The organism is Streptomyces sp. WAC03905, assembly GCF_057371075.1.
The window spans coordinates 5,249,279-5,271,147 of record NZ_JBXYDZ010000003.1 but is presented as its reverse complement, the minus strand read 5'-3'; the positions used below and the strand labels follow the sequence as shown (position 1 = coordinate 5,271,147).

Genomic DNA, 21,869 nt, shown 5'->3' with positions numbered 1-21,869 from the left:
CGGGCGGTCAGTCGACCAGGTCGCGGACCACGGCGTCGGCCAGCAGCCGCCCCCGCAGGGTCAGGACGGCCCGCCCCGCCTCGTAGGGCGCGGGCTCCAGGAGGCCGTCCGCGAGGGCCTTGCGGGACGCGGCGAGACCGGCCGGGGCCAGCAGGGACAGCGGAACGCCGTCCACCAGGCGCAGCTCCAGCAGGATCCGCTCCACGCGGCGGTCCTCCTGGGACAGGAGCTCGCGCCCCGCGCCCGGGGAGCGGCCCTCCGCGAGGGCGGCCGCGTAGGCGCCGGGGTGCTTGACGTTCCACCAGCGCACCCCGCCCACGTGCGAGTGGGCGCCGGGGCCGGCGCCCCACCAGTCGGCGCCGCGCCAGTACAGCTCGTTGTGCAGGCAGCGTCCGGCCTCAGAGGTGGCCCAGTTCGACACCTCGTACCAGGCGTAGCCGGCCTGTGCCATGACCTCGTCGGCGATCAGGTAGCGGTCGGCGTGGACGTCGTCGTCGGTCATGGGGACCTCGCCGCGGCGGATCCGGCGGGCCAGCTGCGTGCCCTCCTCGACGATCAGCGCGTAGGCGCTGACGTGGTCCGGGCCGGCTCCGAGGGCGGCGGCGAGGGAGTCCCGCCAGTCCTGGTCGCTCTCGCCGGGGGTGCCGTAGATCAGGTCGAGGTTGACGTGCTCGAAGCCCGCCGCGCGCGCCTCGGCGACGCACGCCTCGGGACGGCCGGGCGTGTGGGTGCGGTCCAGGACCTTCAGGACGTGCTGCTTGGCGCTCTGCATGCCGAAGGAGAGCCGGTTGAAGCCCCCGGCCCGCAGCTCGGCCAGGTACGCCGGGTCCACGGACTCCGGGTTGGCCTCGGTGGTGATCTCGGCGTCGTCGGCCAGGCCGAACTCGTCCCGGATCGCGGCGAGCATCCGGACGAGGTCGGCGGCGGGCAGCAGCGTCGGCGTGCCGCCGCCGACGAAGACGGTGCGCACGGGCCGCGGGTCGTCGCCGAGGACCTTGCGCGCGAGGCGGACCTCGTCGATCAGGGTGTCGGCGTAGTTCTCGCGGGAGGCGAGCACGCCACCGGTGCCGCGCAGCTCGGTGGCCGTGTAGGTGTTGAAGTCGCAGTAGCCGCAGCGCGTGGCGCAGTACGGGACGTGCAGGTAGAACCCGAGCGGCCGCTCCCCCGCGCCCGCCAGGGCGTGCGACGGCAGCGAGCCGTCTTCGGGCATGGGTTCACCGTCGGGGAGTGCGGAAGGCATGCCCCCATCATCCCGCACCCGGTGCCGCGCTCCGCCCCGCGCGCCCCGGGCACTCGGGCCGTGGGGGCGGGGCGGGTGCGCGGAAGGGTGCGCGAACGGGTGTGCGGACGGGTGCGCGGGGCGGGCACGGCCCCGCCCCGCACGGGCCGCGGCGGCCGTCAGGCCTCGCGCGACCCCTCGTACATCTCCTCGATCAGGTGCTTGAACTCACGCTCGACCACCGGCCGCTTCAGCTTCAGGCTGGGGGTGAGGTCGCCGTGCTCGACGTCCAGGTCACGCGGCAGGATCCGGAACTTCTTGACCGTCTGCCACCGCTGGAGGCCCTCGTTCAGGGTCTGGACGTAGGTCTCGATCAGCCGGTCGGTCTCCGGCGCCGCCAGGACCTCCTTGTACGTCCGGCCCTCCAGCCCGTTCTCGGCCGCCCAGCCCAGGATCGACGGCTCGTCGAGCGCGATCAGGGCGGAGCAGAAGTTCCGGTCGGCGCCGTGCACGACGATGGTCGACACGTACGGGCAGATCGCCTTGAACTGGCCCTCGATCTCCGCCGGGGCGACGTACTTGCCGCCCGAGGTCTTGATCAGGTCCTTCTTGCGGTCGGTGATGCGCAGGTAGCCGTCGGCCGACAGCTCGCCGATGTCGCCCGTGTGCAGCCAGCCGTCGGACTCCAGGACCTCGGCGGTCTTGTCCGGCTGCCCGTGGTAGCCCTGCATGATGCCGGGGCCGCGCAGCAGGACCTCGCCGTCGTCGGCGATGCGGACCTCGGTGCCGGGGAGCGGCTTGCCGACCGTGCCGGTGCGGTAGGCCTCGCCCGGGTTGACGAAGGAGGCGGCGCTGGACTCGGTCAGGCCGTAGCCCTCCAGGATGTGGACGCCCGCGCCGGAGAAGAAGAAGCCGATGTCGGGGGCGAGGGCGGAGGCGCCGGAGACGGCAGCGCGCAGCTTGCCGCCGAAGGCGTCGCGCAGCTTGGAGTAGACGAGCGCGTCGGCGACCTTGTGCTTGGTGGTGAGCCCGAAGGGGGCGGTCGCGCGGCCTGTGCGGCGGAAGTTGTCCTGCGTGACCTTGGCGTACTCGCGGGCGACGCCCACCGACCACTGGAAGATCTTGTACTTGGCGCCGCCGCCGGCCCTGGCCTTGGCGGCCACGCCGTTGTAGACCTTCTCGAAGATCCGCGGAACGGCCGCCATGTAGGTCGGCTGGACCACCGGCAGGTTCTCGATGATCTTGTCGATCCGGCCGTCAACGGCCGTGACGTGCCCGGCCTCGATCTGCCCGGAGGTCAGCACCTTGCCGAAGACGTGGGCCAGCGGCAGCCACAGGTACTGGACGTCCTCCTTGCCGATCAGCCCGGTGGCGACCATGGCCTTGGCCATGTACGACCAGTTGTCGTGCGGCAGCCGGACGCCCTTGGGGCGACCGGTGGTGCCGGAGGTGTAGATGAGGGTGGCGAGCTGCTCGGGGGTGATGGACGCGATGCGCTCGTTGACGGCCTCGGGGTGCTTCGCGAGGTACTCCGTGCCGCGCGCCTCCAGGTCGGCCAGCGAGAGCACCCAGCCCTCCGGGTCGCCCTCGGCGGCGACCGCGTCGGCGGCCTCCAGGACCACGACGTGGCGCAGCCGCGGCAGGTCGGCGCGGCGCTCGCGCGCCTTCGCGAGCTGCGCGGCGTCCTCGGCGATGAGGACCCGGCTCTCGGAGTCCGCGAGGATGAACGCCGACTCGTCGGCGTTGGTGCTGGGATAGATCGTGGTGACCGCGCCGCCGGCGCACATCACGCCGAGGTCGGAGAGGATCCACTCGATCCGGGTGTTGGAGGCGAGCGCGACGCGGTCTTCCGTTTCCAGGCCGAGGGAGATCAGTCCGGCCGCGATGGCGAAGACCCGCTCGGCGGCCTGGCTCCAGCTCAGCGATTTCCAGTCGTCCGCGGCACCCTGTCCGCCGGCGGCGGGCACCGGGTAGCGGTAGGCCTCGTCGTTCGGCGTCGCTGCGACGCGCTCGCGGAAGAGCACCGCCACCGTGGGCGGGCGGTTCTCGAGATAGGTCTGTGTGTCGCTCACGACATCCTCCGGACCGGTCCACGCGGGCAGTGCGTGGGCGTGGGGCGCTGGGGGCGCTTGGGACTGGCGGGTTTGCAGCCGTTGACTTTCTTAACTGGCGAGTAACCGTCGAGCAGTGATCAGACTAGAGCGCGTCCGGCGTGCGCGTAAGAGCCCGCGAGCGGCCGCTTCATAACGAAACAGGCCCCCGCGCGGTGCGCGGGGGCCCGTGTACTCCGGGTGACGGAAGCGGTGGCTACTTCTTCTTCGCGCCGGACTCGTCACTGGAGAGGACGGCGATGAAGGCCTCCTGCGGGACCTCCACGGAGCCGACCATCTTCATGCGCTTCTTGCCTTCCTTCTGCTTCTCCAGCAGCTTCCGCTTACGGGAGATGTCACCGCCGTAGCACTTGGCGAGGACGTCCTTGCGGATGGCGCGGATGGTCTCGCGGGCGATGACGCGGGAGCCGATGGCGGCCTGGACGGGCACCTCGAAGGCCTGCCGCGGGATGAGCTCGCGCAGCTTGGCGACGAGGCGCACGCCGTAGGCGTAGGCGGCGTCCTTGTGGCAGACGGCGGAGAAGGCGTCGACCTTGTCGCCGTGCAGCAGGATGTCGACCTTGACCAGGCTGGAGGCCTGCTCGCCGGTGGGCTCGTAGTCGAGGGAGGCGTAGCCGCGGGTCTTGGACTTCAGCTGGTCGAAGAAGTCGAAGACGATCTCGGCGAGCGGGAGGGTGTAGCGGATCTCGACGCGGTCCTCGGAGAGGTAGTCCATGCCGAGGAGCGTGCCGCGGCGCTGCTGGCACAGCTCCATGATCGCGCCGATGAACTCGGTCGGGGCGAGCACCGTGGCCCGGACGACCGGCTCGAAGACGTCCTTGATCTTGCCTTCGGGGAACTCGCTCGGGTTGGTGACGGTGACTTCCTTGCCGTCCTCCAGGACCACCCGGTAGACCACGTTGGGCGCGGTCGCGATGAGGTCGAGGCCGAACTCGCGCTCCAGGCGCTCGCGGACCACGTCCAGGTGGAGCAGGCCGAGGAAGCCGACGCGGAAGCCGAAGCCGAGCGCCGCGGAGGTCTCGGGCTCGTAGACCAGGGCGGCGTCGTTGAGCTGGAGCTTGTCGAGGGCCTCGCGCAGGTCCGGGTAGTCGGAGCCGTCGAGCGGGTAGAGACCCGAGAAGACCATCGGCTTCGGGTCCTTGTAGCCGCCGAGGGCCTCGGTGGCGCCGTTGTTCAGGCTGGTGATCGTGTCACCGACCTTGGACTGGCGGACGTCCTTCACGCCGGTGATGATGTAGCCCACCTCGCCGACGCCGATGCCGTCGGCCGGCGTCATCTCCGGGGAGGAGACGCCGATCTCCAGCAGCTCGTGGGTGGCGCCGGTGGACATCATCCGGATGCGCTCGCGCTTGTTGAGCTGGCCGTCGACCACACGCACGTACGTGACGACGCCGCGGTAGGAGTCGTAGACCGAGTCGAAGATCATCGCGCGGGCGGGGGCGTCCTTGACGCCGACCGGGGCCGGGACGGTGGCGACGACCTTGTCCAGCAGCGCGTCCACGCCCATGCCGGTCTTGGCCGAGACGCGCAGCACGTCGTCGGGGTCGCAGCCGACCAGGTTCGCGAGTTCCTCGGCGAACTTCTCCGGCTGGGCGGCCGGCAGGTCGATCTTGTTGAGGACGGGGACGATCGCGAGGTCGTTCTCCATCGCCAGGTACAGGTTGGCGAGGGTCTGCGCCTCGATGCCCTGGGCGGCGTCCACCAGCAGGATCGTGCCCTCGCACGCGGCGAGGGAGCGCGAGACCTCGTAGGTGAAGTCGACGTGCCCGGGGGTGTCGATCATGTTGAGGATGTGGGTGCTGCCCTGACCCTCGCCCGTGGTGGGCGCCCAGGGCAGTCGCACCGCCTGGGACTTGATCGTGATGCCGCGCTCACGCTCGATGTCCATGCGGTCGAGGTACTGGGCGCGCATCTGCCGCTGGTCGACGACACCGGTGAGCTGGAGCATCCGGTCGGCAAGCGTCGACTTGCCGTGGTCGATGTGCGCGATGATGCAGAAGTTGCGGATCAGCGCCGGGTCGGTACGGCTCGGCTCGGGCACGTGGCTGGGGATCGCGGGCACGCAGTGTCCTGATTCTCGGGTCGCAGTCGGAAGCGTTTGCGGAGCGTCGGTCGGAGCGGACAGTCCGGCTCCGGTCGCTCTCGGCGGCACGATGTCGGTCCATACGCAGGCTCCCATGGTCCCATGGACGGGGCAGTGCGCTCGGTTTGGGCCGCCCGGAGCGCGCCTGGTAGCCTGGGCAGCTGTGTCTCGTATGCCCTCTCAGCTGTCGGGACACAATCCGAAGATCAAACTCTGAACCTGAAAAGGCTCTTTCGTGGCGAACATCAAGTCCCAGATCAAGCGGAACAAGACCAACGAGAAGGCTCGCCTTCGCAACAAGTCGGTCAAGTCCGAGCTGCGCACCTTCATCCGCAAGGCCAACGAGGCCATCCTCGCCGGCGACGCGGAGAAGGCCACCGCTGCGGCCCGCCTGGCTTCCAAGAAGCTGGACAAGGCCGTCTCGAAGGGTGTCATCCACAAGAACGCCGCCGCCAACAAGAAGTCGGCGCTGGCCTCCAAGGTTGCCGCCATCTGAGTTCCGCACTCGATGTGATCGCCGGAAGGGACCCAGCGGGCCCTCTCTCCCGCTCCTGACCGGCACCCCGCTCCGCACACGAAGCGTTCGCCACGCGGGTGCGGCGCAATCCGAGCAGTGACCGAAGGCCCCGTCCGCCACCCTTCCCCAGGGTGACGGACGGGGCCTTCGCGCTGCTCAGGCGGCCGAGTGGCGGGGCCGGGCGACGAGCCGGGTGACGGGGGCCGGCTCCCCGTGCACGACCGGCGTGTCAGCGGCGCTGGGGGCGGGCCGCGCGGGCCACGGCGACGACCGCCTTCTCCAGGGCGTACTCGGGGTCGTCGCCCCCGCCCTTGACCCCCGCGTCGGCGGCGGCCACGGCACGCAGCGCGTCGGCGACGCCGTCCGCTGACCAGCCCCGCATCTGCTGGCGGACCCGGTCGATCTTCCACGGCGGCATGCCGAGGTCACGGGCGAGGTCCCCGGGCCGGGCCCCGCGCGCGGCGGAGGCGAGCTTGCCGATCGCCCGGACCGCCTGCGCCAGCGCGCTGGTGATCAGGACCGGGGCCACACCGGTGGCCAGGGACCAGCGCAGGGCCTCCAGGGCCTCGGCCGCACGCCCCTCGACCGCCCGGTCGGCGACCGTGAAGCTGGAGGCCTCGGCCCGGCCGGTGTAGTAGCGGCCGACGACGGCCTCGTCGATGGTCCCCTCGACATCGGCGCACAGCTGCGCCGCTGCGCTCGCCAGCTCCCGCAGGTCGCTGCCGATGGCGTCGACCAGCGTCTGGCACGCCTCCGGGGTCGCCGAACGGCCCAGCGTGCGGAACTCGCCCCGGACGAAGGAGAGCCGGTCCGCCGCCTTCGTCATCTTCGGGCAGGCGATCTCCCGGGCGCCGGCCTTGCGCGCCGCGTCCAGCAGGCCCTTGCCCTTGACCCCGCCCGCGTGGAGGAGGACCAGCGCGATCTCCTCGTAGGGCGCGGCGAGGTAGGCCTTGACCTCCTTGACCGTGTCGGCGGACAGGTCCTGCGCGTTGCGCACGACCAGCACCTTGCGCTCGGAGAAGAGCGAGGGGCTCACCAGCTCGGCCAGCGTGCCGGGCTGGAGCTGGTCGGAGGTCAGGTCGCGGACGTCGGTGTCGGTGTCGGCGGCGCGGGCGGCCGCCACCACCTCCCGCACGGCGCGGTCGAGCAGCAGCTCCTCCTGCCCCACCGCGAGGGTGATCGGGGCAAGCGGATCGTCGGTGGGGTTCTTCCTGGTGGCCATCGCCTCCAGCATCCCACGCCGCACTGACAACCCCCCGCGCCCCGGCCCCCTCCACCGGGTGTCCGACAATGGCCCGGTGAACGTGCGACATGTACTCGTCCTGCCCGACCGCGACGCCGCCGAGGAGGTGGCGCAGGAAGCCGTGGACCGCTTCGGCCTCCCGGAGGAACCGCAGTTGGTCCGCGACGCCCTGGCCGGTGAGGACGACGCCGAGGACGCCCAGTGGCTGGTGGTCGTCGAGGACCCGCGCGAACGGCTCGACACCACAGCCCTGGACGACCTCGCCGCCGAGTACGAAGGCTGGCTGGAGGCCCCCTGAAGCCCCTCCGGGTCAGGCCTTGCGCACGATCTGGACGTCCAGCGTCACGTCGACGCTCGGACCGATCGCCGCGATCCCGTGGGCCAGCATCGACTGCCAGTTGAGGGTGAAGTCCTCGCGGTGCAGTTCGGCGGTGGCCCGGCAGGCCGCCCGGACCTCGCCCTCCATGCCCGTGCCGAGACCCAGGTACTGGGTGTCCAGGGTCACGGACCGGCTCACACCGTGGAGGGTCAGGGCGCCCGCGACGGCCCAACGGCTGCCGGTGCGGTGGATGAACCGCTCGCTGTAGAACTCCACCGTGGGGTGGCGGACCGCGTCCAGGAAGTCCCCCGACCGCAGGTGGTCGTCCCGCAGCCGGACCCCGGTGTCGATGCTCGCCGCGTCGATGATCACGTGCATGGAGGAGTCCTCCATGCGGTCGGCTATCCGCACCGCCCCGGCGAACGTGTTGAACCGTCCGTTGATCCGGGCGAGGCCGATGTGCCGGGCCGTGAAAGCGATGGACGAGTGCGTCGGGTCCAGCTCCCAGTGGCCGGGCTGCGGCAGGATCGGCGGCTCGACCGCGTCGAGGATGATCTCCGCCGTACCGGGCTGGGCCGGGTCTCCCACGAGCGTGACCCCGTGGAACGGCGTGTACCCCTCCGCGGTGACGGAGAGCCGGTACTCCCCCTCCGGCACGGCGGCCGTGAAGCCGCCGAACGGATCGGTCTCGCCGCTGACGATCCGGCGGCCGATCGGATCCGTCACCTCGAACGCGGCCTGCCGGACGGGCCGGTGGACCGTGTCGAGGACCCGGCAGCTGAGCAGACGCGCCGTCGGCGGCAGCGTCAGTGTCGCGGATGTGTGCGGGCTGGAACTTCCGGCCGACTCCATCCCCCGTCGGCGACCGAACATGACGTGTGCACCCCCGTGCTGTGTGGCATTGGACCGTTCTGGCGACGACGCATTCGATCATGCTGTCGGGTTGTGGGCAAACAGAGCGGTCGTGCCCGGTATGCCCGCGTCGCATACGTCGTCTCCTGGCTGGAAACGCACGCAGCCGGACCCCGGTTCCACTGACGGCGATCGAACCGTCGGTGTCGGTGCGCAGCACCGTCGCCCCCACGGCCCGCAGGCGGGCGAGCGTGCCCGGTGCGGGGTGCCCGTACCGGTTGCCGGCGCCGACCGGCACGATCGCCAGCCGGGGCCGGATCCGCTCGTGCAGGCCGGGATCCTGGTGTGCGGAGCCGTGGTGGGCGACCTTGAGGACGTCCACCGGGCCCAGCTGCGGATGCCCCCTCAACAGGGCCTGCTGCGCCTCGGGTTCCAGATCGCCGAGCAGCAGCAGGGTGAGCCCCGCCCCGCGCACCAGCAGCACGACGCTCGCGTCGTTGGGCCCCTCGAAGGGCGAACCGGCCGGCGGCGGCCACAGCACCTGCCAGGTGAACGGGCCGGCCCGGCGCCGCTCCCCCTGCATCGCGGGCACGACCGGCACCCCGGCGGCGGCAGCCGTGCGGCGGACGAACTCGGCCTGCCCGGGCGGCTCTTCCAGCACACTGGCCTGGATCATCCCCACCGACCGGCCCCGCAGAACGCCCGCCAGGCCACCCACGTGATCAGCGTGGAAGTGCGTCAGCAGGAGCATCGGCACCCGGTGCACGCCCAACTCCCGCAGGCACGCGTCCACCGGCCCGGGATCCGCGCCGGCGTCCACCACCACCGCCTCCCCCGGGCCGACGGCGAGGACGGCGGCGTCCCCCTGCCCGACGGCGCACTGGACGTAGCTCCAGTCGGGCGGGGGCCAGCCGGTGAGCGTACGGGTGAGCTGCGGCGGGCGCAGTACCGCCAGGAGCAGCAGCACCGCCAGCGCGGAGCAGAGCCGGCGTCGACGCCCCCACCGGGCGGCCACCGCCACGACCGCCAGGGTGGCGGCGGCCAGCAGCAGGCCGCCGGTGAGCCCGCCCGGCCAGGGCAGCTCCGCGCCGGGGAACCTCGCCCCGGTCCGCGCCACGGCGGCGATCCACCCCGCGGGCACCCCGGCGCACCGGGCGAGCACCTCCGCGGCGGGCATCCACAGCGGGGCCACCGCCAGCGCGGCGAAGCCGAGGACGGTCGCCGGACCGGCCGCCAGCTCGGCCAGCAGGTTGCACGGCACCGCCACCAGGCTGACCCGGGCCGCGAGCACGGCGACCACCGGCGCGCACACCGCCTGGGCGGCTGCGGCGGCGCCCACCGCCTCGGCGAGCCGGGGCCCCATGCCGCGCCGCCGCAGGGCGCCGCTCCACCGCGGGGCGAGGGTCAGCAGCGCCCCGGTGGCCAGTACCGAGAGCAGAAAGCCGTAACTGCGGGCCAGCCACGGGTCGTAGAGCACCAGGAGCAGTACCGCGGCCCCCAGGGCGGGGATCAGGGACCTGCGCCGGCCGGTGGCGATGGCCAGCAGGGTGACCGCCCCGCAGGCAGCGGCCCGCAGCACGCTCGGCTCCGGCCGGCACACCACCACGAACGCCAGGGTCAGGCCCGCCCCGCACAGGGCGGTCGCCCGCAGGGAGAGTCCGAGGCGGGGCGCCAGCCCGCGCCGCTCGGCCTGCTGCGCGCGGCCCGGTGGCCCGATGAGCAGGAACAGCACCACGGTCAGGTTCGACCCGGAGACGGCCAGCAGATGGAGCAGATCGGTGGCCCGGAAGGCCTCCTGCAGGTCGGGCGGGACCCTGGACGTGTCCCCGACGACCAGCCCCGGCAGCAGGGCCCGCGCGTCCGGCGCGAGCCCCTCGGTGGCTTCGCGCAGCCCGGCCCGCAACCGCCCCGCCAACCGCTGGGCGGCGTCCGGGCCACCGGTCACCCCCGGCGGTGTGTCACCGGCCGGGCGGAGCAGGGCCACGGCCCGCTCCCCGCCCCGCGCGGGGGCCAGCCGGGCCACCACCGCCACCCGCGTGGAGGGCAGCAGCCGGGCCCACCCCGCGTGCCCGGCGAGCACCCGCACCGGGGTCTCGACCCGTGTGCTCGCCCCGTCGGGGCCCGTCACCCGGTTCACCACCGCGTCCAGCACCACCACCGGCGGGCCGTTCCCGCTCCGCGCGGTCCGGGGGTCGGAGCCGACGGTCAGTTCGACGAGGACCCGGGCGTGCCGCCCCGCCAGCCCCGCGACCGGCCCGGCCCGCGCCTCGGCCACCTGGAGCCCCGCCACGCCCGCTCCGGCGGCCGCGGACAGCAGGGCCGCCGCCACGGCCGGGGCAACCCGCCACAGCGTCCCCGGGCGCCCTCCGTGCAGCAGCAACAGCAGCCCCGCGCCGGCCACCGCCAGGGCCGCGCCGACGGCGGTCCGCCGGACGGGCGCGCCGAGGGCGAGCGCGGCCGCCGCCCAGGCCGCCACGGCGGGCACTGCCAGACGCAGGTCCACCGGGCCCGCGCCCTCGGGCCGGTTCACGGCCGCACCAGCTTGCGCAGGTCGGCGAAGCGCCGTTCGCCGATGCCGTTGACCTGGCGGAGCTCCTCCACGGAACGGAAGCCGCCGCGGGCGGTGCGGAAGTCGACGATGTGCTGGGCCAGGACCGGCCCCACCCCCGGCAGACCGTCCAGCTGCTCGACGGTGGCCGAACCCAGGCTGAGCGGCCCGGCGGGCGGCCCGCCCGTGGCGCCTCCCGGCGGTGGCTGCGCCGTCACGGCCACGCCCACCAGCACCTGTTCGCCGTCCACCAGCACCCGGGCCCGGTTCAGCCCGGTGGTGTCCGTGCCCGGCCGCACTCCCCCGGCGGCCGCCAGCGCGTCCTCGACCCGGGAACCGGCCGGCAGCCGCCGCACCCCCGGGTCCCGGACCTTGCCGCCGACGTCGACGACGATCCGCGCGGGCCCCGCCCCGCCGCCCGCCGGGGCCGGTGCCCCGGCGGAGGCGGAGGCGGAGGCTGCCGCCGGAACCACCGCGGGGGCGGTCACCTCGCGCGGCCGTGCGGACCAGTACTGCTGGCCGGCGAAGCCGACGGCGGCGACCAGCACCACCCCGACCGCGGCCACCGTGCGCGGCTCCACCGCACACCGGGCCTGGAGCCACACCGGCAGCCGCTCCCGCACCGCCAGCCTGCGCGCCGTGCCGGCGGACAGGGCGGGCACCTCTCCGGGCGGCGCGGAGGGCTCCACCGCCACCGGGGACGCCGACGGCGGGCCGGCACCGCCGAACAGGGCTTCGGCCCGCCGACGCACCGCGCCCGCGTCCCGCTCCCGCCCGGCACCCGGACCGGGACCGGTCGTCGGGTCGGTCACCGGGTCGGTCGCCGGAGCGGGAGCCGCGTGCGGAGGATGGGCGGGCGCGGCGCGGAGGACGTGCCGGCGCCGGTCGCGGCCGCGGGTGTGCCGCAGGCGGCTGTCGGAGAGTCGGGAACGTCCCGGGCCACTGGTGGCGCCCGACGGATACGGAGTACGCGTGCGAAGAGTCATGTCCCGACCGTAGGGGCAGATCCCGACAGCCGTTCGGACGCTTCAATTCCGGTGGATGAAGGCCCCGTTGTGGATAACCGAGCCACTCGTTCCGGTGATCAGCGGGGCGATACGACCGCCGCCAGCAGCCCCGGCCCCGTGTGCGCGCCGATCACCGCCCCGACCTCGCTCACATGCAGTTCGACCAGGCCGGGGATCCGCTCGCGGAGCCGCTCGGCGAGCTTCTCCGCCCGCTCCGGTGCCGCCAGGTGATGCACCGCCACGTCGACGCCGGCGGATCCGGCGCGCTCGACGGCCAGCTCCTCCAGGCGCGCGATGGCCTTGGAGGCCGTACGCACCTTCTCCAGCATCTCGATCCGCCCGCCGTCCAGGGTCAGCAGCGGCTTCACCGCCAGGGCCGAGCCGAGCAGGGCCTGCGCGGCCCCGATCCGGCCGCCGCGGCGCAGGTAGTCCAGGGTGTCGACGTAGAAGTACGCCGCCATGTCCGCCGCCCGCTTCTCGGCGGCCGCCACGGCCTCGTCCACGGAGCCGCCCGCCTCGGCGACCTCGGCCGCGGCGAGCGCGCAGAACCCGAGGGCCATCGCGACCATGCCGGTGTCCACGACGCGCACGGGCACGGGCGCGGTCCTGGCGGCCACCACGGCGGCGTCGTAGGTCCCGGAGAACTCGGCGGACAGGTGCAGGCTCACGATGCCGGTCGCGCCGGCGTCCGCGGCCACCTGGTAGGCCCGTACGAACTCCTCCGGGCTGGGGCGGGAGGTGGTGACCGAGCGGCGCTTCTGCAGGGCCAGGGCCAGGCTGCGCGCGGAGATCTCGGTGCCCTCCTCCAGTGCCTCGCCGCCGAGCACCACGGTGAGCGGAACGGCGGTGATTCCGTGCCGCGCCATGGCCGGTCGGGGCAGGTAGGCCGTGGAATCGGTGACGATGGCGACATGGCGGGACATGAGGCGGAGGTTACCGCCCGTGGGGGCGGGGCGGCAGCCGGGGCCCCTGCGGGGGCCGCGGGAGGGGCGGCGGCGGGCTGGTGCCGGGGCCCTGCGGGGCTCTCCCCACCCCACCCCTTCCCGAAACTCGGGGCTCCGCCCCGAGACCCCGTTCCCCGGGGCCGGCCCCGGACCCCCGAGGGGCTCCGCCAGGTCCCGGTCGAACCGCGCGGGCTCCGCCCACAAGACCCCGTCGAACCGACGCCCGGACCCTACTAGGGCTCCGCCCCGAGACCCGATACCGGAACCCGGCCCGCGGCACCTGGCAGCGCCACCCCGAGGCGCCGTGCACGGACCGCGGGGCTCCGTCCTTGGATCCCGTACCGGGTCGGCCCGAGCACCCGGGGCTGCGCCCCCGGCCGCGTCGAACCGGCCCCGCACCCCGAAGGGCTCCGCCCAAGGTCCCGGGCGAATCGCGCGGGTTCTGCCCCAGGGGGCGGCGCCGCGGGGCCTGGGGTGCTCAGCCTGCGCTTTCCGGGCGGGGGGTCTTCTGCTGCCAGGGGTACTGCACCGTCGGTGTGGGCGGGTTCAGGGCGGCCGGCTCGGGGGTGGTCGGCTTCGGCTGGGTGGCGTCCCATTCGGCGGCCGCCGCCGCCAGGTCGTCCACCGGTTCGCGGGACCAGTCGCGCAGTGCGCCCGATTCCATCTCGATCTGGTCCGACAGCAGCGAGAGGTCGTCCTCCGCGAAGCGCCGGGCCCGGTCCCGGGCGGCCCACCGCAGCGAGTCCGCCGCCTGGATGATCTTGGAAGCGCGCTCCCGCAGGTCCGGCAGGAGATCGGCGGTGCGCCTCCGGTCGGGCTCCTGCTCCAGTCGCTTCATCTCCCCGTCCAGCTCGTGCCCGTGCGCACTCAGCCGCTCGAACAGCGCGAGCGACTCCCGCAGCGAGGCGTCCTCCCGGGCCCCCTCGGCCAGCGCCTGCTGGGTGGCGCGCATCGACGTCCGCAGGTCCAGCCGCAGCTGTGCGAGGGCTCCCACCACTCCGACCTGCCCGAAGCTCTTGGCCCGCAGCGTGGTGTCCTCCACCGTGCGCCGGGCCTGCACGACGGTGCGCTCCACACCCCGCTTGGCCGCGCCCACCGCCTTGACCGTGAGGTACGCGCCGAGGCCGACGATGGCCAGCAACATCAACGCGAAGATGATCAACGCGGCCTCCATGACGGCCCCTTTCCCCAGGCGTCCGCTCTTCCCCTCCACCGTAAACGCCACGGGCAGGCCAGGGGTTCCCATCGAACCCCCAACCTGCCCGTACGGGATCCCCCCTACTCCGGGGGTGCGTCCTCAGATGACGATGTTCACCAGCTTCGGCGCGCGGACGATCACCTTGCGGATCTCCGCGCCGCCCAGCGCCGCCACGACACCGGCGTCGGCCACGGCCAGCTGCTCCAGCTCGGCGTCCGTGATCGACGGCGACACCTCCAGGCGCGCCTTGACCTTGCCCTTGACCTGCACCACGCACGTCACGCTCTCGTCCACGACGTACGCCGGGTCCGCGACCGGGAAGTCCTGGTGGACCACGGACTCGCTGTGGCCCAGCCGGTGCCACAGCTCCTCGGCGATGTGCGGGGCCAGCGGGGCGACCAGCAGGACCAGCCTCTCGGCGACGGAGCGCTCCAGCGGGCGGCCCGCCTTCGTCAGGGCGTTGTTCAGCTCGGTGATCTTGGCGATGGCGGTGTTGAACCGCAGGCCCGCCATGTCCGCGCCGGCCCCGTCGATCGCCTTGTGCAGGGCGCGCAGCGTGTCCTCGCCCGGCTCGGCGTCGACGACCGTCACGGCGCCGGTCTCCTCGTCCACGATGTTGCGCCACAGGCGCTGCAGCAGGCGGTACTGGCCGACCACGGCGCGCGTGTCCCACGGGCGCGAGACGTCCAGCGGGCCCATCGCCATCTCGTACAGGCGCAGGGTGTCGGCGCCGTACTCCTCGCAGATCTCGTCGGGCGTGACGGCGTTCTTCAGGGACTTGCCCATCTTGCCGTGCTCGCGCTTGACCTGCTTACCCTCGTGGAAGTACGCCCCGTCGCGCTCCTCGACCTCGGCCGCCGGGACGTACACACCGCGCTCGTCGGTGTAGGCGTACGCCTGGATCATGCCCTGGTTGAACAGCTTGTGGAACGGCTCCGCCGACGACACGTGGCCCAGGTCGAACAGCACCTTCGACCAGAAGCGGGCGTACAGCAGGTGCAGCACCGCGTGCTCGGCGCCGCCCACGTACAGGTCGACACCGCCGTGCGGGGCGCCCTCGCGGGGGCCCATCCAGTACTGCTCGATCTCCGGGTCGACCAGCGCGGAGGCGTTGTTCGGGTCCAGGTAGCGCAGCTCGTACCAGCAGGAACCGGCCCAGTTGGGCATGGTGTTGGTCTCGCGCCGGTAGGACTTCACGCCGTCGCCGAGGTCCAGCTCGACGTTGACCCAGTCGGCCTTGCGCGACAGCGGGGTCTCGGGCTGCGAGTCCGCGTCGTCCGGCTCGAAGGTGCGCGGGGAGTAGTCCTCGACCTCCGGCAGCTCCAGCGGCAGCATCGACTCGGGCAGGGAGTGCGCGACGCCGTCCTCGTCGTAGACGATCGGGAAGGGCTCGCCCCAGTACCGCTGGCGGCTGAACAGCCAGTCGCGCAGGCGGAAGTTGACCGTGCCCTCGCCGATGCCGCGTGCGGCCAGCCAGTCGGTGATCGCGGCCTTCGCCTCGACGACGCCCAGGCCGTCCAGGGAGATGCCCTCACCGGTGGAGTTGACCAGCTTCGCGTCGTACGAGACGAAGGCGTCGTCCCACTCGGCCGGGTCGGTGCCGCGGCCGTCGGAGGGCTGCACGACGCAGCGCATCGGCAGCTCGAAGGCGCGCGCGAACTCGAAGTCCCGGCTGTCGTGCGCCGGAACGGCCATGATCGCGCCGGTGCCGTAGCCCATCAGGACGTAGTCGGCGATGAAGACCGGCACCTTGTCGCCGCTGACCGGGTTGATCGCGTACTCGCCGGTGAAGACGCCGGTCTTGTCCTTGGCCTCGGCCTGGCGCTCGACGTCCGACTTGGAGGCGGCCTGCTTGCGGTAGGCGGTGACGGCCTCCGCCGGGGTGGCGTGCCCGCCCGTCCACACGTCGTGGGTGCCCTCCGGCCAGGCGGCCGGGATGAACTTCTCCACCAGCGGGTGCTCGGGCGCCAGCACCATGTAGGTGGCGCCGAACAGGGTGTCGGGGCGGGTGGTGAAGACCGTGATGGCCTCGTCGCCCAGCGCGAAGTCGACGCGCGCGCCCTCGCTGCGGCCGATCCAGTTGCGCTGCTGCAGCTTGATGGCCTCGGGCCAGTCCAGCGCGTCCAGGTCGTCCAGCAGCCGGTCGGCGTACGCGGTGATCCGCATGTTCCACTGGCTCAGCCTGGACTTGAAGACCGGGAAGTTGCCGCGCTCGGAGCGGCCGTCGGCGGTGACCTCCTCGTTGGCCAGTACGGTGCCCAGCCCGGGGCACCAGTTGACGGGCGCGTCCGAGGAGTACGCCAGCCGGAAGCCGTTCAGCACGTCGGCCCGCTCGGCGGCGGTCAGCCCGGCCCAGGCGCGGCCGCCGGGGACCTCGCGGGAGCCGTCCTCGAAGGCGGCGACCAGCTCGGCGATCGGCCGGGCCTTCTTCGCGTCCGCGTCGTACCAGGAGTTGTAGATCTGCAGGAAGATCCACTGGGTCCACTTGTAGTAGTCCGGGTCGATCGTGGCGAACGAGCGGCGCTTGTCGTGGCCCAGGCCCAGCCGGCGCAGCTGGACCTTCATGTTCTCGATGTTCGCCTCGGTCGACACGCGGGGGTGCGTGCCGGTCTGCACGGCGTACTGCTCGGCCGGCAGGCCGAACGCGTCGAACCCCAGGGTGTGCAGGACGTTGTGGCCGGTCATCCGCTGGTGGCGGGCGTAGACGTCGGTGGCGATGTACCCGAGGGGGTGACCGACGTGCAGGCCCGCACCGGACGGGTACGGGAACATGTCCATGATGAACTTCTTGGGCCGCGCGACGACCGCCGGGTCTCCCGCCAGGTCACCGGTCGGGTTCGGGGCCTCGTAGGTGCCCTGCGCGTCCCATACGTCCTGCCAGCGTGCCTCGATGTCGGCGGCCATGGCAGCCGTGTAACGGTGCGCCTCGGCCGCCTCGGGGGCCGGGGTGTTCGTCTCGCTCATGATTCCTGAAGCTCCATCGATCGTCTCTGCCGTCTCTGCCTGCCCAAACGAAAAAACCCCTCGCACAGGAGGGGGCGCCGCGCCGAGGCCGACCGTTCGAAGGTCGGTACTGATCAGCGCGGCTCGGTAAGCAGGAGGCGTACGGCACGCATGGCGTCAGGGTACCGCAGCGGCCCCCGCCGACGCTCGGCCGTTCCACCGGGTGACACAACGAGAAGCGGGCCACCCGATCCGGGTGGCCCGCTTCTTCATTGTGGAGCTAAGGAGAATTGAACTCCTGACCTCCTGCATGCCATGCAGGCGCTCTACCAACTGAGCTATAGCCCCTTGCCCTGCTTGCCGCTTCGGTTTCCCTTGCCGGTTCCCCTTGGCGACGTCCCAAACATTACACGGTCATGGCCCTGGTCCAAAAATCGGTTTCCGCCGACCCGGGGCCATGTCCGATTTGCAACGGTCTGTCACGCTCTCGCGAACTGGTAGAAGCGTTTGAGCGTGCAGTGCTCGTCGAGCAGCCGACCGTAGATCGGCTCCCCTTCCAGCTCGCGGTACGTCTCGATCGGGTCGCCCTTTATGATCAGCGCCCGCGCGCATTCCTCGCACCAGTACTGGTAGTCGGGATTGACCGGGTCCATGTCCCGCACGATCGGCGTCCCGTTGTTGCACCAGTCGCACCGGCGCCGGTGTGCACCCATCCGTTCGCGACTCCCTCCCGCGTCGGGCCGTCGACTCCCCCTCCGGCTGTCCGATTCTGCCACGCCGGTGCGGGCCAGGTCAGCAAACGCAAAGGGTACAAAAACAAGGATCCCGCCCCCACTTGGGGACGGGATCCTGATTGTGGAGCTAAGGAGAATTGAACTCCTGACCTCCTGCATGCCATGCAGGCGCTCTACCAACTGAGCTATAGCCCCGCTCTCCGCTGCGCTTCCCCCGTCTCCGGTGTTCTTCGCTGCGAACAAGAAGAACTCTAGCCTGGGACCAGCCGGAAAGTGAAATCCGGGTCGGAGCCCCGGTGGGAAGCGGCAGGGAGCCGCTCAGTCGTCGTCGCCGAGCACCGGTTCCGGCAGCGTGCCGGCGTTGTGCTCCAGCAGACGCCAGCCGCGGGCGCCCTCGCCGAGGACGGACCAGCAGCAGTTGGAGAGCCCGCCCAGGCCCTCCCAGTGGTACGGCTCCAGGCCCAGCAGGCGCCCGATCGTCGTACGGATGGTGCCGCCGTGGCTGACCACGACGAGCGTGCCGGTCCGCGGCAGCTTCTCGACGTGCTCCAGCACCACGGGCGCGGCGCGCTCGGCGACCTCGGTCTCCAGCTCACCGCCGCCGCGGCGAACCGGTTCGCCGCGCTTCCACGCCGCGTACTGCTCGCCGTACTTGTCGAGGATCTCCTCGTGCGTCAGGCCCTGCCACTCACCGGCGTACGTCTCGCGCAGCGCCTCGGTGTGCGTCACGGGCAGCCGCGTGAGCGCGGCCAGCTCGGCCGCGGTGGCCGCCGCCCGCCGCAGGTCCGAGGCGACGATGGCGTCCGGCTTCAGGGAGGCGAGCAGCCGCGCGGAGCGGCGCGCCTGCGCCAGACCCGTCTCGGTCAGCTCGATGTCCGTGGATCCCTGGAAGCGCCGCTCCAGGTTCCAGGAGGTCTGGCCGTGCCGCCAGAGGACGATCTTCCTGCTGGACCTGGCCGGCTCGGCCGTCTCGGTCGCGCTCAGAACAGATCACCGTCCAGGTCGTCGTCGCCCGCCGCCTCGCGCAGCTTGGCGTGCTCCTCGGCCTTGCCGATGGTGAGCTTGGCGTCCTCGGGGAGCTCGATCTCGGGGCAGTCCTTCCACAGGCGCTCCAGCGCGTAGAAGACCCGCTCCTCGCTGTGCTGGACGTGGACGACGATGTCGACGTAGTCGAGCAGGATCCAGCGGGCGTCGCGGTCGCCCTCGCGGCGCACCGGCTTGGCGCCGAGCTCCTTCTGCAGGCGCTCCTCGATCTCGTCGACGATCGACTTGACCTGACGGTCGTTGGGCGCCGAGGCGAGCAGGAAGGCGTCGGTGATCGACAGCACGTCGCTGACGTCGTACGCGATGATGTCGTGCGCGAGCCGGTCGGCCGCGGCCTGGGCAGCGGTGGTGATGAGCTCGATGGAGCGGTCCGTGGCGGTCACTGGCCATGCTTTCGGGTTGGCGGGCAGGTCCTTACAAGGGTCTCATGTACCGCCGACGGCGCCCGCGCGGAACGTTCCGCACGGGCGCGAGCGCCCCTCCCGGCCGGCCCGCGGCCCGCTCAGGACGCCTTGTAGTCCTTGCCGAGGATCACCACGACCTCGGCGTTCACCACGTTCTCGGCCTTCTTCACGACGGTCTCGGGCAGCCCCAGCGTCTTGGCCACCTCGATCGCGCGGTCGCGCTGGGCATCGTCCTGATAGGTGATCTGCGAGGCGGACGCCGTCTTGTCGGCCTTGCCGCCGTCCACGAAGGTGTAGCCGCCGTTCATCAGCGCCGCCTTCGCCGCGACCTGCGCCTTCTCGTCGCCGGTGGCGTCCTTGAGTCCGACGCGCGGGGTGGCGCCGGGCTGCGCCGCGTCGGCGGAGCCGCCGAGGACCTCCTTGACGACCTTCTTGTTGGCCTCGTCCGTGAGCGTCCCGTCCGGCTTCACCGCGATGACGTCGGTGCGGTACGCGCCCACCTTGGCGTGCGCGCCCAGCTTGGACAGCAGCGCGCCGAGGGTCTGCGCGTTGAGCGCGGGATCGAGGATCTGCCCGATGCTCTCGACCGTCACGGCCGCGGCCTTCGGATCGCCGGGAACCTTGCGCAGGACCGCGTGGAGCACCTTGCCCGTGCGCTCCAGCTGCTTGGCCTCCGGTTCGCCCTGGGCGCGGTACGTGGCGAACGCGACGGCCATCGGGCCGCTCAGGCTCTGCTTCTGGCCCTGGGCCACGGCCGGTGTCCTGGCCGCGTCGTCGGCCGGGACCGCGGTGTCGGTGTCGACCTCGATGCTGCCGACCAGCTCGACCAGGTTCTCCAGGAAGGGGGTGTCCAGGCGCCAGGTGCCGCCGATGTGGGTGCCGAGCACGGAGTCGAGGGCCTCGCGGGTGCCGAGTCCGCCCTCCTCGACGGCCTTGCCGAGGGCCGTGGCGGTGCCGTCCTGGCCGGTCACGGCGAGGGCGTTCGGCAGCAGGACGGTGGCGCCCTGCTGGGTGGTGACGTTGTCGACGAGCAGCGCCGAGGAGGTGCCGCCCTTCTTGGTGTTGTGCAGGTGCACGACGATCATGTCGCGCTTCTGCGCCGCCGCGTCCGCGGCGGTGGCGGTCTTCTTCGAACCGGGGCCGTCGAGGAAGGGCAGCTTGCCCGCGTACCAGAGGTAGCCGGCGCCGCCGACGACGAACACCGCCAGGACGACGATCAGCGCGACGACCCGGTTGCGGCCGCGGCGGCGGGCCTCCTCGCGGCGTTCGGTGCGGCTCTCGGTGAACTTGAGCCAGTCGATGACGTCCTCGGAGTCCTCGTCCGGCTGGTCGATGAAGGCGAACATCTCTGTGCGGTAGTCCCGGCCCGCCTCGGAGCCGCCCTCGGGCCGGCGCGGCTCGGGGACCGGCGCGGCGGACGGCCGGTCCGCGGGGGCCCCCGGCTGCTCGGCGGCCCGGGGCTCGGGCGCCGCCTGCTGCGGGATCCACTGCGGGGCCGGTACCTGCGTCTGCTGCGGAGCCTGGTGCTGGGCCTGCTGGGCCTGCTGGGCGTCGTAGCCGTAGGAGGGCGCCTGGGGGTACTCCTGCCCGCCGTACTCCTGCGCCGCGGGCTGCTGCGGGTAGTACTGCTGCGGTTGCTGCTGGCCGTAGCCCTGGTAGTCGTAGCCGTAGCCCTGCTGCTCGTACTGGGGGGCCGCGGGCTGCGCGGGCGCCTGGCCGTACACCGGCCGCCCGTACGCGTCGTAGCCGATGAGCTGCTGCTCGTGCGCGGCATACGGGTCGTACGGATCCTGTCGGTCGTTCACCGCGGGGCCCCTCTCTCCGGAAGCTCAGGCTCCCCGGTACAGCTCACGCTTGTCGATGTAGCGCACCACACCGTCCGGCACCAGGTACCAGACGGGATCCCCCTTGGCGACCCGCGCACGGCAGTCCGTGGACGAGATCGCCAGCGCGGGCACCTCGACGAGCGAGACCCCGCCCTCGGGCAGCCCGTCGTCGGTGAGCACGTGGCCCGGCCGGGTGACTCCGATGAAGTGGGAGAGGGAGAACAGCTCGTCGGCGTTGCGCCAGGTCAGGATCTGCGCGAGCGCGTCGGCACCCGTGATGAAGAACAGGTCGGCGTCGTCGTTCAGCGCCTTCAGGTCCCGCAGGGTGTCGATCGTGTACGTCGGCCCGCCGCGGTCGATGTCGATGCGGCTCACCGAGAACTGCGGGTTCGAGGCCGTGGCGATGACCGTCATCAGGTAGCGGTCCTCGGCGGGCGAGACGGCCCGCTGGGACTTCTGCCACGGCTCACCGGTCGGCACGAACACCACCTCGTCGAGGTGGAAAAGGGCGGCCACCTCGCTGGCGGCCACCAGGTGTCCGTGGTGGATCGGGTCGAATGTCCCGCCCATCACGCCGAGCCGGCGCTTGACCGGACCGGTAGGCATCTCCTGCTCTCCCATGAGCGCAGAGCCTACTGGCCCGGCGGACCGGTCCGACTAGCGGTCGCGGTTCAGGCGCGTGGTGACCCAGAGCATCAGCATGAGGATCACGAAGGCGGCGCCGCCGGTCAGGTACGGGTTGAGGCTGTCGTGGTTGCCGCCGTGCTGCTCGGCCCCCTCCGAGGCGAGGACGACCAGGTTGTGGGCGGTGGAGGAGAGGCTCATCAGGCAGGTACCTATCGAGTCGGGGAGCGGGCGGAGACTTCGCTCACATCGT

At 72.4% G+C, this 21,869-nt stretch carries 17 protein-coding genes, 2 tRNA genes and 1 pseudogene; 2 read left to right on the top strand and 18 right to left on the bottom strand.

All coding sequences use genetic code 11. From position 1 onward, the window contains the following. Nucleotides 1-7: 7 nt before the first annotated feature. From hemW to lepA, 3 genes are all read right to left on the bottom strand, one after another. Nucleotides 8-1,240: a radical SAM family heme chaperone HemW gene (gene hemW / locus AC2RP6_RS26280; RefSeq protein ID WP_486448416.1), complete on the bottom strand. Its 1,233-nt coding sequence runs from the start codon at nt 1,238-1,240 to the stop codon at nt 8-10. A 158-nt stretch (nt 1,241-1,398) separates the two neighbouring features. Next, nucleotides 1,399-3,291 carry an AMP-dependent synthetase/ligase gene (locus tag AC2RP6_RS26275; protein ID WP_486448415.1) on the bottom strand — a complete coding sequence of 631 codons (1,893 nt, stop codon included), beginning with the start codon at nt 3,289-3,291 and terminating at the stop codon, nt 1,399-1,401. 235 nt (nt 3,292-3,526) lie between these two features. Beyond that, on the bottom strand, nt 3,527-5,392 hold the full coding sequence (gene lepA / locus AC2RP6_RS26270; RefSeq protein WP_392577781.1) for a translation elongation factor 4: 1,866 nt from the start codon (nt 5,390-5,392) through the stop codon (nt 3,527-3,529). Nucleotides 5,393-5,648: 256 nt separating this feature from the next. Here lepA and rpsT point away from each other — a divergent pair, with 256 nt between their 5' ends. Further along, on the top strand, nt 5,649-5,909 hold the full coding sequence (gene rpsT / locus AC2RP6_RS26265) for a 30S ribosomal protein S20 (RefSeq protein WP_030030523.1): 261 nt from the start codon (nt 5,649-5,651) through the stop codon (nt 5,907-5,909). 250 nt (nt 5,910-6,159) lie between these two features. On the opposite strand, the gene holA is transcribed toward rpsT, so the two are convergent. Beyond that, on the bottom strand, nt 6,160-7,152 hold the full coding sequence (gene holA / locus AC2RP6_RS26260) for a DNA polymerase III subunit delta (RefSeq protein WP_486448414.1): 993 nt from the start codon (nt 7,150-7,152) through the stop codon (nt 6,160-6,162). Nucleotides 7,153-7,228: 76 nt separating this feature from the next. On the opposite strand from holA, the gene AC2RP6_RS26255 reads away from it, so the two are divergent. Next, nucleotides 7,229-7,471: a hypothetical protein gene (locus AC2RP6_RS26255; RefSeq protein ID WP_031145707.1), complete on the top strand. Its 243-nt coding sequence runs from the start codon at nt 7,229-7,231 to the stop codon at nt 7,469-7,471. A gap of 12 nt (nt 7,472-7,483) precedes the next feature. Here AC2RP6_RS26255 and AC2RP6_RS26250 read toward each other — a convergent pair whose 3' ends face one another. From AC2RP6_RS26250 to AC2RP6_RS26185, 14 genes and pseudogenes are all read right to left on the bottom strand, one after another. Then, complete coding sequence (locus AC2RP6_RS26250; protein WP_486448413.1) at nt 7,484-8,365, bottom strand: YceI family protein; 882 nt, start codon at nt 8,363-8,365, stop codon at nt 7,484-7,486. A gap of 136 nt (nt 8,366-8,501) precedes the next feature. Beyond that, a pseudogene (locus AC2RP6_RS26245) lies at nt 8,502-10,874 on the bottom strand (ComEC/Rec2 family competence protein); the annotation flags it as partial. Beyond that, complete coding sequence (locus tag AC2RP6_RS26240) at nt 10,871-11,878, bottom strand: ComEA family DNA-binding protein (RefSeq protein ID WP_486448412.1); 1,008 nt, start codon at nt 11,876-11,878, stop codon at nt 10,871-10,873. The pseudogene AC2RP6_RS26245 and the gene AC2RP6_RS26240, both read right to left, overlap by 4 nt. Before the next feature lie 98 nt (nt 11,879-11,976). Beyond that, complete coding sequence (locus tag AC2RP6_RS26235; protein WP_486448411.1) at nt 11,977-12,822, bottom strand: DegV family protein; 846 nt, start codon at nt 12,820-12,822, stop codon at nt 11,977-11,979. Nucleotides 12,823-13,321: 499 nt separating this feature from the next. After that, nucleotides 13,322-14,017 (bottom strand): hypothetical protein, encoded by a 696-nt coding sequence (locus AC2RP6_RS26230; RefSeq protein ID WP_486448410.1) that lies wholly within the window; start codon nt 14,015-14,017, stop codon nt 13,322-13,324. 123 nt (nt 14,018-14,140) lie between these two features. Beyond that, complete coding sequence (leuS, locus tag AC2RP6_RS26225; protein ID WP_486448409.1) at nt 14,141-17,005, bottom strand: leucine--tRNA ligase; 2,865 nt, start codon at nt 17,003-17,005, stop codon at nt 14,141-14,143. 254 nt (nt 17,006-17,259) lie between these two features. Further along, nucleotides 17,260-17,332: transfer RNA gene (locus AC2RP6_RS26220), tRNA-Ala, on the bottom strand. 131 nt (nt 17,333-17,463) lie between these two features. After that, nucleotides 17,464-17,637, bottom strand: coding sequence for a hypothetical protein (locus AC2RP6_RS26215; protein ID WP_157854762.1), 174 nt, complete (start codon nt 17,635-17,637; stop codon nt 17,464-17,466). A gap of 203 nt (nt 17,638-17,840) precedes the next feature. Further along, nucleotides 17,841-17,913: transfer RNA gene (locus AC2RP6_RS26210), tRNA-Ala, on the bottom strand. A 123-nt stretch (nt 17,914-18,036) separates the two neighbouring features. Beyond that, the gene (locus AC2RP6_RS26205) at nt 18,037-18,702 is read right to left on the bottom strand and encodes a histidine phosphatase family protein (protein ID WP_486450453.1); all 666 of its coding nucleotides are present in this window, start codon (nt 18,700-18,702) and stop codon (nt 18,037-18,039) included. Beyond that, nucleotides 18,699-19,145, bottom strand: coding sequence for a ribosome silencing factor (gene rsfS / locus AC2RP6_RS26200; protein ID WP_030027741.1), 447 nt, complete (start codon nt 19,143-19,145; stop codon nt 18,699-18,701). Before rsfS ends, AC2RP6_RS26205 begins: the two co-directional genes overlap by 4 nt. 119 nt (nt 19,146-19,264) lie before the next feature. Then, on the bottom strand, nt 19,265-20,971 hold the full coding sequence (locus AC2RP6_RS26195) for an LCP family protein (RefSeq protein WP_486448408.1): 1,707 nt from the start codon (nt 20,969-20,971) through the stop codon (nt 19,265-19,267). Between the two features lie 24 nt (nt 20,972-20,995). After that, entirely contained in the window at nt 20,996-21,613 is a 618-nt protein-coding gene (nadD, locus tag AC2RP6_RS26190) for a nicotinate-nucleotide adenylyltransferase (protein ID WP_486448407.1), read from the bottom strand. 36 nt (nt 21,614-21,649) lie between these two features. Next, nucleotides 21,650-21,817 (bottom strand): hypothetical protein, encoded by a 168-nt coding sequence (locus tag AC2RP6_RS26185; RefSeq protein ID WP_037631388.1) that lies wholly within the window; start codon nt 21,815-21,817, stop codon nt 21,650-21,652. Between the last annotated feature and the right edge of the window lie 52 nt (nt 21,818-21,869).

Excerpts from the sequence above, each read along its gene's own strand:
- nadD (WP_486448407.1), bottom strand. The coding sequence starts at position 21,613 with ATGGGAGAGCAGGAGATGCCTACCGGTCCGGTCAAGCGCCGGCTCGGC.
- AC2RP6_RS26215 (WP_157854762.1), bottom strand. The coding sequence starts at position 17,637 with ATGGACCCGGTCAATCCCGACTACCAGTACTGGTGCGAGGAATGCGCG.
- AC2RP6_RS26235 (WP_486448411.1), bottom strand. The coding sequence starts at position 12,822 with ATGTCCCGCCATGTCGCCATCGTCACCGATTCCACGGCCTACCTGCCC.
- AC2RP6_RS26230 (WP_486448410.1), bottom strand. The coding sequence starts at position 14,017 with ATGGAGGCCGCGTTGATCATCTTCGCGTTGATGTTGCTGGCCATCGTC.
- leuS (WP_486448409.1), bottom strand. The coding sequence starts at position 17,005 with ATGAGCGAGACGAACACCCCGGCCCCCGAGGCGGCCGAGGCGCACCGT.
- holA (WP_486448414.1), bottom strand. The coding sequence starts at position 7,152 with ATGGCCACCAGGAAGAACCCCACCGACGATCCGCTTGCCCCGATCACC.
- hemW (WP_486448416.1), bottom strand. The coding sequence starts at position 1,240 with ATGCCTTCCGCACTCCCCGACGGTGAACCCATGCCCGAAGACGGCTCG.
- AC2RP6_RS26185 (WP_037631388.1), bottom strand. The coding sequence starts at position 21,817 with ATGAGCCTCTCCTCCACCGCCCACAACCTGGTCGTCCTCGCCTCGGAG.
- AC2RP6_RS26250 (WP_486448413.1), bottom strand. The coding sequence starts at position 8,365 with ATGTTCGGTCGCCGACGGGGGATGGAGTCGGCCGGAAGTTCCAGCCCG.
- AC2RP6_RS26240 (WP_486448412.1), bottom strand. The coding sequence starts at position 11,878 with ATGACTCTTCGCACGCGTACTCCGTATCCGTCGGGCGCCACCAGTGGC.